12 protein-coding genes are annotated in these 16,283 nt (G+C 62.3%); 3 read left to right on the top strand and 9 right to left on the bottom strand.

Annotated features, from left to right (window positions below; translation table 11 throughout):
- Positions 1 to 33: 33 nt before the first annotated feature.
- From J3P85_RS09690 to J3P85_RS09670, 5 genes are all read right to left on the bottom strand, one after another.
- The gene (locus tag J3P85_RS09690; protein ID WP_434705610.1) at positions 34 to 654 is read right to left on the bottom strand and encodes a dimethylsulfonioproprionate lyase family protein; all 621 of its coding nucleotides are present in this window, start codon (positions 652 to 654) and stop codon (positions 34 to 36) included.
- A 40-nt stretch (positions 655 to 694) separates the two neighbouring features.
- Positions 695 to 1,693 carry an Ldh family oxidoreductase gene (locus tag J3P85_RS09685; RefSeq protein WP_434705609.1) on the bottom strand — a complete coding sequence of 333 codons (999 nt, stop codon included), beginning with the start codon at positions 1,691 to 1,693 and terminating at the stop codon, positions 695 to 697.
- A gap of 85 nt (positions 1,694 to 1,778) precedes the next feature.
- Positions 1,779 to 2,678: a glycine betaine ABC transporter substrate-binding protein gene (locus J3P85_RS09680; RefSeq protein ID WP_434705608.1), complete on the bottom strand. Its 900-nt coding sequence runs from the start codon at positions 2,676 to 2,678 to the stop codon at positions 1,779 to 1,781.
- Positions 2,679 to 3,025: 347 nt separating this feature from the next.
- A complete protein-coding gene (locus J3P85_RS09675; protein ID WP_434705606.1) occupies positions 3,026 to 3,961 on the bottom strand; it encodes an electron transfer flavoprotein subunit alpha/FixB family protein in 936 nt (311 codons plus the stop codon).
- Positions 3,961 to 4,710, bottom strand: a complete 750-nt coding sequence (locus J3P85_RS09670) for an electron transfer flavoprotein subunit beta/FixA family protein (RefSeq protein ID WP_434705605.1) — start codon at positions 4,708 to 4,710, stop codon at positions 3,961 to 3,963. Before J3P85_RS09670 ends, J3P85_RS09675 begins: the two co-directional genes overlap by 1 nt.
- Positions 4,711 to 4,921: 211 nt before the next feature.
- On the opposite strand from J3P85_RS09670, the gene J3P85_RS09665 reads away from it, so the two are divergent.
- The 3 genes from J3P85_RS09665 to J3P85_RS09655 all read left to right on the top strand — a co-directional run bounded on the left by J3P85_RS09665 (position 4,922) and on the right by J3P85_RS09655 (position 8,743).
- Entirely contained in the window at positions 4,922 to 6,958 is a 2,037-nt protein-coding gene (locus J3P85_RS09665) for an FAD-dependent oxidoreductase (protein WP_434705604.1), read from the top strand.
- A gap of 218 nt (positions 6,959 to 7,176) precedes the next feature.
- Entirely contained in the window at positions 7,177 to 8,301 is a 1,125-nt protein-coding gene (locus tag J3P85_RS09660; RefSeq protein WP_434705603.1) for an S-(hydroxymethyl)glutathione dehydrogenase/class III alcohol dehydrogenase, read from the top strand.
- Between the two features lie 58 nt (positions 8,302 to 8,359).
- A complete protein-coding gene (locus tag J3P85_RS09655) occupies positions 8,360 to 8,743 on the top strand; it encodes a VOC family protein (RefSeq protein WP_186708349.1) in 384 nt (127 codons plus the stop codon).
- A 337-nt stretch (positions 8,744 to 9,080) separates the two neighbouring features.
- Here the strand turns inward: J3P85_RS09655 and J3P85_RS09650 are convergent, their stop codons facing one another.
- The 4 genes from J3P85_RS09650 to J3P85_RS09635 all read right to left on the bottom strand — a co-directional run bounded on the left by J3P85_RS09650 (position 9,081) and on the right by J3P85_RS09635 (position 16,276).
- Positions 9,081 to 9,350, bottom strand: coding sequence for a hypothetical protein (locus J3P85_RS09650; RefSeq protein ID WP_186728263.1), 270 nt, complete (start codon positions 9,348 to 9,350; stop codon positions 9,081 to 9,083).
- 96 nt (positions 9,351 to 9,446) lie between these two features.
- Positions 9,447 to 11,558: an ATP-binding protein gene (locus J3P85_RS09645; RefSeq protein ID WP_434705602.1), complete on the bottom strand. Its 2,112-nt coding sequence runs from the start codon at positions 11,556 to 11,558 to the stop codon at positions 9,447 to 9,449.
- A gap of 222 nt (positions 11,559 to 11,780) precedes the next feature.
- Positions 11,781 to 14,858 carry an error-prone DNA polymerase gene (locus J3P85_RS09640; RefSeq protein ID WP_434705601.1) on the bottom strand — a complete coding sequence of 1,026 codons (3,078 nt, stop codon included), beginning with the start codon at positions 14,856 to 14,858 and terminating at the stop codon, positions 11,781 to 11,783.
- The gene (locus J3P85_RS09635) at positions 14,855 to 16,276 is read right to left on the bottom strand and encodes a Y-family DNA polymerase (RefSeq protein WP_434705599.1); all 1,422 of its coding nucleotides are present in this window, start codon (positions 16,274 to 16,276) and stop codon (positions 14,855 to 14,857) included. Before J3P85_RS09635 ends, J3P85_RS09640 begins: the two co-directional genes overlap by 4 nt.
- Positions 16,277 to 16,283: the final 7 nt, after the last annotated feature.

The following is a 16,283-nucleotide window of genomic DNA, read 5'->3' as shown; positions in this document are numbered from 1 at the left end:
GGCAGTGAGTTCATCGTTTCTTATAACGAGGCATTAATGCATCAAGCCCCACAGGGCCAGAAGTGGAACATCCCTCGACTTCATTGCATGGACACAGGAGGGCGGGTTGAAAACCAAACCTCCCGCGCCAGGACTCCACCACCCCACCGCCTCCCGATACCACTCGCCCGGCGACAGGACGAGATAGAACTCGGCAGGCGGGTGTTGGTGATAGGGGTAGCAGGTTTCGGGCAGCATGAGCGCCAACCCCAAGGTCAGGGTGGAACACTCAAATAACCCTCCGGGGCCGGCGATCATCCCGTGGCGATGCCGCTCCACGAAAGCGCTGTCCTGGTCGGCCCGGGCCTGGCGATTCATCCAGGTGACATGGGGCAAGAGCGTGCCTAACGCATCCCGTATCGACAGCAGGTCATCATCGGTCCTGGGCGCAGCTTCGAGTGCCTCGGATAAGTGGGACTCCAAAAAGCCTGGCAGTGCATTTGAAGCTTGCGCAGCCGCCCTGATCGTCCATTGGGCCGACTTCAGAGACGCGACATGCGCTTGCGCCTCATTGCAATCGCTGCCCGACAGGACGTTTTGAAGCGAACGCCTGAGCGAGTCGCCGCTGCGGAGAATATTCCGGTCCCACGCTGGATTTTCTGTGTTGTTCATCATCGTTTTCGATCCCGTTTCCCGAGCGACGTATCGAACCGGCTTACAGACGGCTCAGTTGTTCCAGCAGGTCAACGGGAACACTGATCCCATCATTCTGCGCGGTGACCGTTGAATGTTGCCGTTCCCATCCCGGCCTGTGGACGCCCATCTGCGCCAGGCGGGTCAGTTGACTTGAGAGCCGCTGCTCGAATCCCGTCGAAAAGAAATCCGGCGCCAGGAGTTGGATCAACAGGCCGCAGCCTGGCGTCTGGTTTCCCTGGTTGAACTCCGGCGCATCCAGCGACCAGTTGGCCCCCGTGAGACCCGCCGCCAGAACCTCGACCATGAGCATCAGGTTGGCCCCACGGTGGCCGCCAAAAGGCAGCAGCGCACCGCCCAGCGCCGCCAGGGCATTACGTGTGCCGTTGCCCTCCTGGTCCACCGCCCAACCCTCGGGGATATCGTCGCCCGTCGAAGCGGCGTGGGCGATGTTCACGAATGCCGCGGCACTGCTGGCCTGGTCGAACAACAAGGGGATGCCATCGGCCGAGGGCGCGGCAAACGAGAGCGGGTTGGTCGAGTAGGTCTTGCCCTTGGCGCCAGGAACGGCCACCAGCGCCGGTCCGTTTGCGACCGCCAAGGCAATCAGCCCGGCCTGGGCAAACCGCAGCGTGTAGTCGCCCAACTCACCGCTGGTAAAACTGTTGCACTGGCTCAACGTGGCCATGCCATTGGCCTGCGCGGCATGGCACAGCGAATCGAAACAGCGATCGACACCCAACTGGGCAATTCCGCCTTGGGCATCGGATTTGAAGATCATCGCGCCGGCGCGGGAGATACGTGGCTCGGCACGTGGAGCGATGCGTCCGGAGGAAAAGCCCGACAAGTAATCGGCAAGATGCCGGAACCCCACGGCCTGGTTACCGCGCGCTTGCGCAGCCACGGTGGCGTGGGCCAATGAGAGGGCAACCGCGGCTGAGCAGCCCTTCGCTGCGCAGAGGTGCTTCACCCAGCCGACCGCTTCATCCAGGGTAAAGCGACGGTAAGCGGTGGTCTTCAAGGGGATCGCCTGAACGTTCGTTCGATGCAGCCGATGCCCCTCACAAAGGGCATCGGATGGCAACACAACTATTGGATGACGGCCATTACTGGGCCGGTGTCGCGGAGGCGGTCTGGCTGCCGAACATCGCCTCGAAGCGCGGCTTGTTGGCGGCGTAATACTCCGCAACGACCTTGTCCGCCGAACTGTCGCGGGCGGTCGCCATCAACTTCTCGAGGTCGGCCTTGGGGATCTTGAAATTGGCGAAGAACCGGGCGATATCGGGATGCTCGGCGCTAAAACCTTTGCGGGCAATCGCGTGAATTTGCTCGGCGCCCCCGAAAATCTGCTTCGGATCGTCCAGGTAGCGCAGCGGCCACTTGGCGAACATCCAGTGTGGGCTCCAGGCGTTGATCAAGGCCCATTTGTCACGCTTGAGGTTGCGATCCAGCTCGCTCAACATGCCAGACTCCGAAGAGGCGACCATCTTGTAGCCCTCGAGCTTGTATTCCTTGATGGCCTTTTCCGTGAGTTTGTATTGGCCATTGCCCACTTCCGAGGTCAGGATCTTGCCGCCGAGTTTTTCCCGTACTTCAGGCTTGTTCAGGTCTTCGACACTGGCAATCTCGCTGGTGGGAATGGACGTTGGCACGGCCATGCCGATCCGACCTTCATACAACACGCCAAGGTCTTCGAGCTTGTCCTGGTACTTGTCGTAAAACGCCTTGTGAGTGCTCGGCAGCCAGACCATCGGGATCAGGTCGATATTGCCGTTGGCCAAGGCCTGGAACTGAATGCCAATATCGGCGAGCACCAATTTGACCGGTTGCTTCAAGTGGTCGCGCAATGCGGTATCCGCCAGCTTTACGGCAATTTCCGTATCCGACCAATTCACCCATCCAATGCGGATAGGCGTGGGTTCCTCAGCGTGGGTCATCAGGCTGCTGGCGGCCATCGCCAGGCCGGCAAACCAGCCGATACACGTCTTACTGGACAACGTCATCATGGTGCATCTCCGCGTACTGTATTAATAGTTATTGGCAGGGCAGCAGAAGAATTAACGTTCCCTCATCAGAGCAGAGTGCCATCACCCTCCTCAAGGGATTTAATGTTATGCATGGATAAGTTTTAGTTATGGGAACAGCTCATGTATTTCGGTCGCTCGGCCCTCCTCCGCCCTTTGGCGAAACTCTTTTGGTAATGCAGATTCCCTTAAGACTGTCGACAGACCGTGGCGAGGGAGCTTGCTCCCGCTGGGCTGCGTAGCAGCCCTTTTGTGAGCGCTGCGCACTGGAGCGCCAGCCCGGTCAAGCGGGAGCAAGCTCCCTCGCCACGGGTTCAGCGTTTTGCCACTCACAACGCTTTTTCGAGTGCCGGCAATGCTTCGAACAGATCCGCCACTAACATGTAATCCGCCACTTGAGCGATGGGTGCTTCAGCGTCCTGGTTGATCGCGACAATGACCTTTGAGCCGCACATACCCGCCAAATGTTGAATGGCGCCACTGATGCCCGCCGCGATGTAAAGCTCTGGCGCGACGATTTTCCCGGTCTGCCCGACCTGCAAATCATTGGGGGCGAAACCCGAATCCACCGCGGCACGGGAGGCCCCGACGGCGCCGCCAAGCTTGTCCGCCACTCGCTCGATCAGGGCGAAATTTTCTTTGCTCTGCATCCCGCGACCACCGGACACGACGACACGGGCGCTCGACAAATCCGGCCGTTCGCTGGCCGTCAGTTGTTCGCTCACGAAACGCACATTGCTTGCGCTTTGCCCGCCCTCCACCGCCACCACTTCACAGCGATGTTCATGGGACAAGGCTTGGGCGAACGCCGAGGCGCGGACCGTGAGCAACTTGATCGGATCGAGGGACTGCACGGTGGCGATGGCATTGCCGGCATAAATGGGGCGCTGGAAGGTGTCCGCCGAAACGATGTGGGTGACGTCGGACAGCATGCCGACATCCAGGCTGGCCGCGACCCGTGGCAGCACATTGCGACCCATGCTGCTGGCATCGGCAACGACATGCGTATACCCATCGGCCACCAGCGAAGTGATCAGTGGCTGGACATTTTCCGCCAGGGCATGTTCGAACATCGCCCCTTGTGCGAGCAGCACCCGGTCCAGGCCCTGGGCTAGCGCTGCCTGTTGCGCCACTGCCGACGCATCCGCCCCGCCCATCACCAGCAAATCCGTCTTGGCGCCCAACGCCAGGGCGGCGGTCACGGCACTCCATGTACCTGCCGTCAGTTGACCGGCGCTGTGCTCGGCGATCACCAATGTGCGCATCAAATCACCCCCGCAACGTTCTTCAATTTATCCACCAGCTCGGCCACTGAACCGACGTTGATCCCGGCTTTGCGCACCGCCGGCGGGACCACGCTTAATAATCGAGCGTGTTCCTTCACGCTCGCGCCCAAGGTGTCGGCGGCAATGATTTCAAGCGGTTTTTTCTTGGCTTTCATGATGTTCGGCAACGAGGCATAGCGCGGTTGGTTCAGCCGCAAATCGCAGGTCACCACGGCCGGCATGGCGAGGGCGACCACCTGGCTGCCCCCATCGACTTCACGTTCGACGACCCATTGCCCGTCGACCTGATTGACGGCCGAGGCGTAAGTGGCCTGGCCGCTGCCGATCAACTGCGCGACCATTTGCCCGACCTGGTTGTTCTCCTGGTCGATCGCCTGTTTGCCAAACAGGATCAATTGCGGCTGTTCCTGATCGATCACTTTGCTCAGGTACTTGGCGACGTTGAGCGGTTCGAGTCGCCCATTCGTCTCGACCAGCAGCGCCCGGTCCGCACCGAGTGCCAAGGCCGTGCGCAGTTGTTCCTGCGCCGCCGACGTGCCCACCGAGACCACCACCACTTCGGATGCCAGCCCCTTCTCCTTGAGGCGAATCGCCTCTTCCACTGCGATCTCGCAGAACGGGTTCAAGGCCATCTTCACGCCATTGAGTTCGACGTCTGAACCGTCGGCTTTCACCCGGACTTTCACGTTCGGGTCGATGGCGCGCTTTACCGCAACGAGCACTTTCATGGTTCTTCCCATAGCCCCCTTGCACTGTGGATCGATGCGAGATGGCCGGCCGCACGGGCCGGACCACCCCTGTTTCGACTGGATGGTAATCCTGGTTTTTCCGTCACGCAAGAAAAATGTACACCTATGTCTCAATCATTGACACACATGAACATTCAACATACCGTTATGTCAAACCAAGCCTGATGTTCTGTTCCCGGAGCGCAACACCATGTCCAGCGATCCTCTGCTGCAGCCCTATAAGATCAAGCACCTGACCCTCAAGAACCGGATCATGACCACCTCCCATGAGCCCGCTTATCCTGTCGACGGCATGCCGAAGGATTTGTACCGCGCCTATCACGTCGAACGGGCCAAGGCTGGCGTGGCACTGACCATGACGGCGGGTTCCGCCGCCGTTTCCCGGGACAGCCCGCCAGTGTTCAACAACGTGCTGGCGTACAAGGACGAAGTGGTCAAATGGATGAAGGACCTGACTGACGAATGCCACGAACACGGCGCGGCAGTGATGATCCAACTGACCCACCTGGGTCGGCGCACACGCTGGGACAAGGCTGACTGGCTGCCGGTCGTCTCGCCGTCCCATCGCCGCGAGGCGTCCCACCGGGCCTTCCCGAAAAAACTGGAAGACTGGGACATCGACCGGATCATCAAGGATTACGTGGACGCCGCCGAACGCATGAAGGCCGCCGGTCTTGATGGCCTGGAACTGCAAGCCTACGGGCACCTCATGGATCAGTTCTGGTCGCCGCTGACCAACGATCTCGACGGGCCCTACGGCGGCTCGCTGGAAAACCGGATGCGCTTCACCTTCGACATCCTGCGTGGCATTCGCCAGCGTTGTGGCGAAGATTTCCTGCTCGGGGTGCGCTACACCGGCGATGAAGACCTGCCCGGCGGCTTCGGTGCCAGCGACGGCCTGCAGATCTCCCACATGCTCAAGGACAGTGGGCTGGTGGACTTCCTCAACGTGGTGCGTGGGCACATCGATACCGATGCTGGCCTCACCGACGTGATCCCCATCCAGGGCATGCGCAATTCGCCGCACCTGGATTTTGCTGGCGAGATTCGCTCGGCCACCGGTTTCCCGACGTTCCACGCAGCGAAGATCCCGGACGTCGCCACGGCGCGGCACGCCATCGCCTCCGGCAAGGTGGACATGATCGGCATGACCCGCGCGCACATGACCGACCCGCACATCGTGCGCAAGATCATTGAAAAACGCGAAGAAGAGATCCGCCCCTGCGTCGGCGCCAACTATTGCCTGGACCGCATCTACCAGGGCGGCGCCGCCTACTGCATCCACAACGCCGCCACCGGCCGCGAAACCACCATGCCCCACGACATTCCCAAGGCGTCGGTCAAGCGCAAAGTGGTGGTGATCGGCACCGGCCCGGCGGGCCTGGAAGCGGCGCGGGTGGCTGGCGAACGCGGTCATGACGTCACGGTGTTCGAAGTGGCGGATCAGCCCGGTGGACAAATCCGCTTGACCGCCCAGAGCGAGCGGCGGCGCGAGATGATCAGCATCATCGATTGGCGCATGGCGCAATGCGAACGGCTGGGGGTGAAGTTCCAATTCAACACCTGGGCCGAAGCCGAGACGGTGATGGCCGAGGCGCCGGACGTGGTGATCGTCGCCACGGGCGGCTTGCCCCATACCGAGGTGCTCAAGCACGGCAATGAGCTGGTGGTGTCGACCTGGGACATCATTTCCGGTGACGTCAAACCCGGCCAGAACGTGCTGATCTTCGACGACGCGGGCGACCACGCGGCGCTACAGGCAGCCGAGGTCATTGCCAACAGCGGTGCGAAACTGGAGATCGTCACGCCGGACCGGTCGTTTTCGCCGGAGGTGATGGCGATGAACCTGGTGCCGTACATGCGCAGCCTGCAAGACCTGAACGTCACCTTCACAGTGACCTATCGGGTCGATTCCGTAGAGAAGCGCGACGGTCAACTGATCGCCAACTTCGGCAGCGATTACGGCCAGGTGCACAAACAGCGCGTGGTCGATCAGGTGGTGGTCAACCATGGCACCCTGCCCCTGGACGACCTGTACTTCGAACTGCGCCCGCATTCGAGCAACAACGGCGCGGTCGAACAGCACAACCTGATCGCCGGGAAAACCCAGGACATCGTGACCAACCCTGAAGGTCGCTTCCAGCTGTTCCGGATCGGCGACGCCGTGTCGGCACGTAATACCCACGCGGCGATCTACGATGCATTGCGGCTGGTCAAGGACATCTGAAATATTGCCCTGATCGTCAGGGTCAGGGACTGATGTTGCATTCAAGACGTTCGATGAGACCGTGGCGAGGGAGCTTGCTCCCGCTGGGCTGCGCAGCAGACCCATTTTGTGAGTGCTTCGCACTGGAGCGCCAGCCCGGTCAAGCGGGAGCAAGCTCCCTCGCCACAGGTTCATCGTTTCTCAAGTAGATAGCGTTGCAACTAACACGAGGCTTTTCCATGTCAGCACAGACCTTGAAATCAAGGGCTGCGGTCGCATTCGCGCCCAATGAACCGTTGCGGTTGGTCACCATCGATGTGGCGCCACCCAAGGCCGGTGAGGTCCGAGTACGCATCGTCGCCACCGGGGTTTGCCACACCGATGCCTTCACCCTGTCGGGCAGCGATCCCGAAGGCATTTTCCCCACCGTGCTGGGGCATGAAGGCGGTGGTGTGGTCGAGTCCATAGGCGAAGGCGTGACCTCGCTGCAAGTCGGCGACCACGTGATCCCGCTCTATACCGCGGAATGCCGGCAATGCAAATTCTGCCTCTCGGGCAAGACCAACCTCTGCCAGGCCGTCAGGGCCACCCAAGGCAAAGGCTTGATGCCCGACGGCACCTCGCGTTTCTCCTACGAAGGCCAGCCACTGTTCCATTACATGGGCTGCTCGACCTTTTCCGAATACACGGTACTGCCGGAAATTTCCCTGGCGAAGATATCCAAGGACGCGCCATTGGAGCAGGTTTGCCTGCTCGGCTGCGGAGTGACCACGGGGATTGGCGCGGTCCTCAACACGGCGAAAGTCGAGGCCGGTGCCAGCGTGGCGATCTTCGGGTTGGGGGGTATCGGCCTGGCCGCGATCATTGGCGCCAAGATGGCCAACGCCGGGCGCATCCTGGCCATCGACATCAACCCAGCCAAGCGCGATGTCGCCCTGTCGTTGGGCGCGACGGATTTCATCAATCCCAAGGAGGATGACCGGCCGATCCAGGACGTCATCGTCGAACTCACCGACGGTGGTGTGGATTACGCCTTTGAATGTGTCGGCAACGTGCAATTGATGCGCGCAGCGCTGGAGTGCTGCCATAAGGGCTGGGGCGAGTCGATCATCATCGGTGTGGCCGGTGCCGGCCAGGAGATCAGCACCCGCCCGTTCCAGCTCGTCACCGGTCGGGTGTGGCGCGGCAGTGCCTTCGGCGGCGTGAAGGGCCGCACCGAACTACCCAGCTATGTGGAGAAGGCCAGCCGCGGGGAGATCCCGCTGGAAACCTTCATCACCCACAACATGCCCCTGGAAGCGATCAACGAAGCCTTCGAGTTGATGCACACAGGGCAGAGCATTCGTACCGTCATTCATTTCTGAAATCCGCTCGTAAACCCAATGACCCAATGACCCAAAGACCCAAAGAAAGGAAACTAAGATGTCCGTTTTTACCCATGTCACCGTCGGCACCAACAACCTGGCAAAAGCACGTGCGTTCTATGACGCCACCCTGAAAGAGATCGGCCTCAAGCGTGTTGCCGACCTCAACGAGGCCGGCTCCATCTGGGGCGTCGACAAGCCGTCGTTTTTTGTCCTCAATCCGGCCAACGGCAGTGCGGCCACCATCGGCAACGGTGTCACGGTGAGCTTCGAAGCGCCGAACCGCGCAGCGGTCCAGGCGTTCCATACGGCTGCCCTGGCAAACGGCGGCGTCTGCGAAGGCCTGCCTGGCCCGCGTGGTTGGGCGGACAACGCCTTCGCCGCTTATGCCCGGGACCTGGATGGCAACAAGCTGGCGGTGTATTGCTTCAAGGCTGAATAAACGCAGGCAGCACTACCGCTATCGCGAGCAAGCTCGCTCCCACAGGGATCGTGGGTGTTCATGAGACTCATATTCACCACAGGGATCTTGGGTGTTCATGAGTATTTCATTCACCAAAGGACCACTGTGGGAGCGAGCTTGCTCGCGATGGCGGCGGCACAGTCAACATTGATTCAAGCTGACCCACCGCTATCGCGAGCAGGCTCGCTCCCACAGGAATCTTGGGTGTTCATGAGTTTTGCATTCACCACAAGACCACTGTGGGAGCGAGCTTGCTCGCGATGGCGGCGGCACAGTCAACATCGAGCCAACCTGCCTCACGCGTTTGGCGACCAGCCTAGCCCCCATCGGTATCGATATCGGCATCCGTGCTGTCACCGGATTTCGGCCGGTCCGGATCAGGCTTGAAGCCGGGGCTGAAGGTGTTGTCATTGTCCTGGTGATGCTGCTTCTGATCGACCTCAGAGGCGGCGCTGTCAGCCTGGTCCGTTCCGGCTGGACTGACTGGCTCGGCATCAGACGCCTTGCCCGGAACCTGGGGGTCGATGGCCGGATCATTACGCGCAGACGGCGTCTGTGGCTGAGTGTTTGCGGGATCGTCGTTCATAGGCACCTCGTTCATGGCAGGGCCGGATGGTTGACCGGTCTTGAACATTCGAAGGCGACGCAACGGCTTCGGTTCCATTTGTTTAAAACGCAGCGATCAACCGCCCAACACGCTCCTGACCATCCGGGCCAATGCGTCCGGGCCGTAGGGTTTGCTCAACAAATGGGTGTCGGGGCTCAATTGATGGTTTCGGGAAATGATGTCCCGGGTATGGCCCGAGGTGAACAGCACCGGGACCGGCGGGCTCTGCACCTTGGCCCAGGCGGCCAGGTCGGAACTCTTGATCAGGCCAGGCATGACCACGTCGGTGAAAATCAGGTCCACCGCGGTGCCGTCCAGCAGCAGTTTCATCGCCTCATCGCCGTTGGCGGCCGTGAGGGTCCGATAGCCTGACTGCTCCAGCAGGTCCACCGACGCACTGCGCACCTCGTCGTTGTCCTCCACCACCAGAATCGTCTCTTGCCGTCCGGACTGAAGCGCGTCGTGTTGCTCGGTTTCCCCTACTTCAGGCGCAAGGCTTCGAGGGAAATACATCCGCACCCGCGTGCCTTCACCCAGGTCGCTGGAAATCTCGATATGGCCGCCACTCTGCTTGACGAACCCGAACACCATGCTCAATCCAAGCCCAGTGCCCTGGCCATCGGTCTTGGTGGTGAAAAACGGTTCGAACACTTGCTGCAGGACATCGGGCGACATACCGGCACCGCAATCGATCACCGACAGCCGGACATAGTCCCCGGTCGGGATTTCCTTACCGGCACAGAACGCTTCATTGAGCACGATGTTCTCGCCGAGCAGGCGGATCGTGCCCTCGCCGTCCATGGCGTCACGGGCATTGATTGCCAAGTTCAACAGGGCGTTTTCCAGTTGGTTGCGATCAACGTGGATGCACCATGGCGCCTGGGGCAGGCTCACTGCAATCTGAATGGTTTCGCCCAGGGCCCGTTGCAGCAACTCACCCATGCCCTCATAGATGCGCCGAGGGTTGTAGACCGCCGGTGACAAGGGCTGGCGCCGGGCAAATGCCAGCAACTGCGAGGACAGCTTGGCCCCCCGCTCCACGGCTTCGATGGAGGCACTGACCCGTCGCTGCACATTGGCATTGTCTCGTTCGTGGCGTGCCAGTAAATGCAGGTTGCCGGCGATCACCTGCAGCAAGTTGTTGAAGTCATGGGCCACGCCACCGGTGAGGCCGCCAATGGCCTCGAGCTTCTGCGACTGGCGCAACTGCTCTTCCGCTGCCAGCCGCGCCTGCACCTCGTCGGCGACGCGCTGCTCCAAATCGCGGGTGAACTTGAGCAGCGACGCTTCGGCCGTCTTGCGCTCATCGATATCAATCAGCACCCCCGGAAAACGCAGGGGCTTGCCCGTCCCATCGAACTCACATCGACCGCTGGCCAGCACCCAGCGATAGTTGCCGTCCAGGCGGCGAACCCGATATTCAGCGCTGTAAGGCACGCCGGTGCGCACGGTCAGTTCGACCCGCTGGTTGACCTCCTCAAGGTCGTCCGGGTGGATACCCTGGCGGGCAATTTCGATGGGCAATGCGTCCAGCGAACAGTCGGGTGGGTAGTTGAAAGTACGGGCGAAACGCTCATCGCCCGACAACGTGTCGGCCTGGATGTCCCAGACGAACGACCCCAACAAGGGCCCGGCCGAGAGCGCCAACTGGATACGTTCATTGACCGCGCGGTAACTGCGTTCGGCCGCTTGCCGGGCGCGCTCGGTCAATACGTGCTCGGTGGTTTCCACCACAATCGCCAACACCCCCGCCGGAGATTGGTCGTCATCGGGCACCGGGCTGTAGTAGAGGTCCATCCACACGTCTTCAGGCTTGCCATCGCGTAGCAGGACCAGCTCTTTGCTGCGGTAGGACAAGGTGCCGCCGGCCAGGCAAACGTCCAGGACATGGCGATTGAATTCGGCAACCTCCGGCCAGCCCAACTCCACCGCGCACCCCAGCAGGTAGGGATGGCGGCCGCCAGCGAACTCGGCGTAGGCATCGTTGTAGATCATGAAGCCCTGACGGCCCCACAACATCACCATCGGCAAGGGCGAAGCCAACAACAATTGGACAGCGCTGCGCAAGCTGGCGGACCAGTGCTCGATGGCGCCCAACTCGGTTCGGCTCCAATCGAACGCCCGGATACGCCCGGCCATCTCACCGCCCCACCCAGGGCACCCGTGATTCTGGGATAAAAACTGCATGGTCGACTCTGAGCCTCAAAATACCTGCAGGAATCGGCATACACAAATCCCTTGCGATCAGAGCTTCGAGCGTCGGGTTGGCGTTTGGTTTCATGCTGACCGGTTTGCGCACGATCCTTGTGGCAAAAGTAAAAATCTGTGGCGAGGGGATTTATCCCCTCGCCACAGAGTTCTTTGTTTGCCACAGGAATCATGTCCAGGAACCAGGCAGGGTTTGCAACCTCAGCGGAAATCGCGGCTTTGCACCTGGATACCCGCCAACAATTCAGTCAAGTCGCTCAAGCGCCCGGCGATCAAGTGGCGGACCTCGCCGACGCTTTCCCAGCGCCCGTCGACCTTGAGTAATTGCGAGCCCACCAGGGTCTTGCGCTGGCGCTCGGCCAGGTCGCGCCAGACCACCACGTTGAGGTTGCCGAATTCATCTTCCAGGGTGACGAAGGTCACGCCGCTGGCCGTGCCTGGGCGTTGGCGGCCAGTGACCAGCCCGGCGACGCTGACGTTGCGGCCATGCTCCACGTCCTGCAATTCCCGGGAGCTGCGGCAGCGCCGGGCGCGCAGTTCGGGACGCAGCAGGGCCAGCGGATGAGGGCCAAGAGTCGTGCCCAGCGTGGCGTAATCGGCAAACAGGTTTTCCCCCAGCGTGGGTTCGGGCAGGGTCACGGGCGGTTCTTCCTGGCTGGGCAAACCGGCGAAAAGGCCCAGTTGCTTCTGTACCCCGGCCACTTCCCAGCGAGCCCGATGGCGATCCCCGGCCAAGCCCTGCAAGGCCCCCGAGTCCGCCAGTTGCGCCTGGGCCCGGGCATCGAGTTGCGCGCGTTCACCCAAGTCGGCCACGTCGCTGAAGGGCCGCTGCCGGCGCGCCGCTTCGATACGGCGGGCATCCTCTTCGCGAAACCCCTTGACCAGGCGCAGCCCCATGCGGATCGCCGGTTGCCGGCCGTCCATGGGCTCTAGGCTGCACTCCCAATCGCTGGCGCGCACGTCCACCGGGCGGATCGACAGTTGATGCCGGCGGGCATCCTGGAGGATCTGGTCCGGACTGTAGAACCCCATCGGCCAACTGTTGATCAAGGCACAGGCAAACGCCGCCGGTTCGTGGCATTTGAGCCAACTGCTAGCGTAGGTCAGCAAGGCGAAACTGGCAGCGTGGGATTCGGGAAAACCGTAATTGCCGAAGCCTTTGATCTGTTCGAAGATTTGCGCGGCGAATTCAGCGGTGTAGCCATTGTTCTTCATCCCCTGCGCCAAGCGTTCCCGATGGGGCTCCAACCCACCGTGACGTTTCCAGGCAGCCATGGAGCGCCGCAATTGGTCGGCTTCGCCAGGGGTGTAGTCGGCCGCGACGATGGCGATCTGCATGACCTGCTCCTGGAACAAGGGAACACCCAGGGTGCGGTTGAGCACGGCTTTCAGCGCTTCAGAGGGATACGTCACCGCCTCTTCCTTGTTTCTGCGCCGCAGGTACGGGTGCACCATCCCTCCCTGGATCGGCCCGGGCCGCACGATCGCCACTTCGATGACCAAATCGTAGAACCTCTCGGGTCTCAGCCGAGGCAACATCGACATCTGCGCCCGGGATTCGATCTGGAAGACACCGATGGTGTCGGCCCGCGAGATCATCTGGTAGGTCGCCGGATCTTCCTGGGGCAACGACGCCAAGGCATAACGCTGTCCCCGGTACTGCTCGATCAGGTCGAAACAACGCCGAATCGCGCTGAGCATGCCCAAGGCCAGGATATCCACCTTGAGCAGCCCGACCGCGTCCAGGTCGTCCTTGTCCCACTGGATAATGGTGCGCTCGGCCATGGCCGCGTTTTCCACCGGCACCAGGGTGTCCAGGGGCTGTTCGGAAATCACGAAGCCGCCAGGGTGCTGGGATAGGTGCCGGGGGAAACCGATCAATTGCTGGGTCAGGCCCAAGACCCGGCGCAACACCGGGCTGTCCGGGTCGAAGCCGCCTTCACGCAAGCGCTCCACCGGCGGCGCCTCGTCGCTCCAACGGCCGCAGCAATCGGCCAGGGCATTGACCTGGTCCGGCGGCAGGCCCAGGGCCTTGGCCACATCGCGCACCGCCCCGGCGCCGTGGTAACTGCTGACCACCGCCGTCAAGGCCGCACGATGACGACCGTAGCGCTGGAACACGTACTGCAGCACTTCCTCGCGACGGTCGTGTTCGAAATCGACGTCGATGTCCGGCGGCTCGTTGCGCTCCCGGGACAGGAAACGCTCGAACAACAGGCTGGTGAGACTGGGGTCGATTTCGGTAATGCCCAAGGCGTAGCACACCGCCGAGTTGGCCGCCGAACCGCGCCCCTGGCAGAGGATATGGCGGCTGCGGGCAAAGCTGACAATGTCCTGCACGGTGAGGAAATAGCTGTCATAGCCCAATTCGGCGATCAGGCTCAGTTCCTTGTCGATCTGTGCCCGCACCTTGTCTGTCACGCCATCCTTCCACCGCTCGCGCATACCCCGCTCGGTCAGTTCCCGCAGCCAGGACGCCGGATCATGTCCCTCGGGCACCAGCTCACGCGGATATTCATAGCGCAGTTGGCCAAGGTCGAAGGTGCAGCGCCGGGCGATGGCCAGGGTTTCGTCGAGCAAGGCCCGCGGGTAGAACTCGGCCAGATCCTTGCGGCTGCGCAAGTGGCGCTCGCCGTTGGGGTGCAGGCGCTGGCCGGCCTCGGCCACCGTGACGTGGTAGCGGATGGCGGTCATGGTGTCCTGCAAGGCACGACGACCGCGCACATGCATGTGCACATCGCCGCTGGCCACGGCCGGAAGATCCAAGCGTTCGGCCAGCGCCAGGCAGCCCGCCAGCCGTCGGCGGTCGTCCTGCCCGCAATGCAACTGGACCGTCAGCCACAGGCGCCCGGCAAAGATCGGCTGGAGCCAACGCCCGTGCTCCTCGGCGTCCTTGCCCTCGGCGACCCACAACGCCAGCAGCCCCGGCAAGGGCTCGTCGAAGTCCTCTCGCACGATCCGATAGTGGCCCTTCTCGCTACGGCGCCGGGCGCGGGTGATCAACCGGCACAAGGCTTGATAGCCGTCCAGGTTTTCCACCAGCAGCACCAGTTTCGGACCATTCTCGACCTGGATTTCGCTGCCGACAATCAATTGCAGCGCCAACTCCTTGGCCGCCTGCCAGGCGCGGACGATCCCGGCCAGGGTGCATTCATCGGTGATCGCCAAGGCCTGATAGCCCTGCTGCTTGGCGCGACGGCACAATTCCAGGGCACTGGAGGCGCCGCGCTGGAAGCTGAAGTTCGACAGGCAATGCAGCTCGGCGTACTCAACGCTCATGCGAACCAGCCCTGCAGCCACAGCGGCCCGCCCTCGCCCACCGGTCGATAGGCCCAGCCCCGTTGTCCGCTGCGGGTTTCGATCAGGTAATAGTCGCGGCGCACATCCGCGCCGTCCCACCAACCGGTCTCGATACGCTCGGGCCCCATGAGGATCTGTGCCTGGCCTTGCGGCAAAACCTGGGGTTCATCCAACAGCCAGCCGGGACGCTGCACACCCTCGCGCGCCGGACAAGCCTGGGATCGAGGCTGGGGAGTCGTCTGCCAGGCGCACTCAGGCCGATGGTCGTCGCGAAACCCCAAGCCTTGCACGGCATCATCCCCCAGGCGGGCCCGTAGCCGTTCCCGCAGTTGCTCCCAGGGCAATGACTGTTGCGGGCGTTCGTCGAACAGCTCCAGGCGCTGGGGCACGAAGCTCGGCAGGTCTTCGGCACACAAGCGAAAACCCCGCACCGGGGCCTCGACCTGCACTTGCTCCAAGCGACCGCGGGCCAGTTCGAAGAGCATCGCCGGGTCGCGTTCGGCGCTGAGCAGGCCGACCTTGATCACCGTATCCGGCAACCCGGCGTGTTCCAGGTGCAAGTCGAAGCGCTGCACGCCGCTGTCGCGTCCGCAGAGGAAGGCCGACAGGTCACCGGTCAGGCGGCGCAACGGGAACAGCAGCGCCTGATGGGATTGCACGTCATAGTTGAGTTCGATGCGCACATCGAAACGGTCGGGCGGCAGGTAGAATGACAGCGCCAGGGTGCGGCTGCCCGTCAACGCGTCGAGGTGCTTGAGCACCTGGGCCTCGAAACGCCGAGCCAGGGTCTGTCGGGGCAAGGCCTGGACCTGGCTCAGGCGGCGCAGGCCCATGCGCGACAGCGCCGTGGCGACGTCGGGCTCCAGGCCGATGCGCTCCACGGGCATGTGGCCCAGGCAGTGCTGCAAAGTCTCGGCATCGGGCACCACCAGGGCGTCATAGGCATTGGCCAGCACCCGCGCCGCCACCGGGTTGGGGGCGGCGACGATGCGATGGCGAAAGCCCAGCTCGTTCAGCTCGGCTCGCAAGCGCGCCTCGAACACCGGCCAGGGTCCGAACAGGCCCAGGCTCGACTCGATCTCGAACAGCAGGGTACGCGGGTAATGCACGCTGACCTGGGAGCTGAAACGGTAGGCCCAGGCCGCCAGGAACTGTTGCCAATACTCGATCTGCGCCGCGTCGTACTCGGCGGTGGCAAAGCCTTTGCTCAAGGCCTGGGCGGCTGTCATGGTCTGGCCGGGACGCAAGCCCAGGGCCCGTGCCGGCGCGTTCACTGCTTGGAGGATCCGGCGCTGGGCCGGACCGGTCAGCAAGGCCAGGGGCTGGTCGGGATCGGGGCGCTGACGCAGCGCGGCGTCCAGCGCCAATTGCGGGAAAAGAATACAGACCCAACGCATCGCAACC

It is taken from the genome of Pseudomonas sp. Z1-12, assembly GCF_051132015.1.
Lineage (GTDB): Bacteria > Pseudomonadota > Gammaproteobacteria > Pseudomonadales > Pseudomonadaceae > Aquipseudomonas > Aquipseudomonas zanjanensis.
This window is presented reverse-complemented; position numbering and strand designations above follow the sequence as displayed.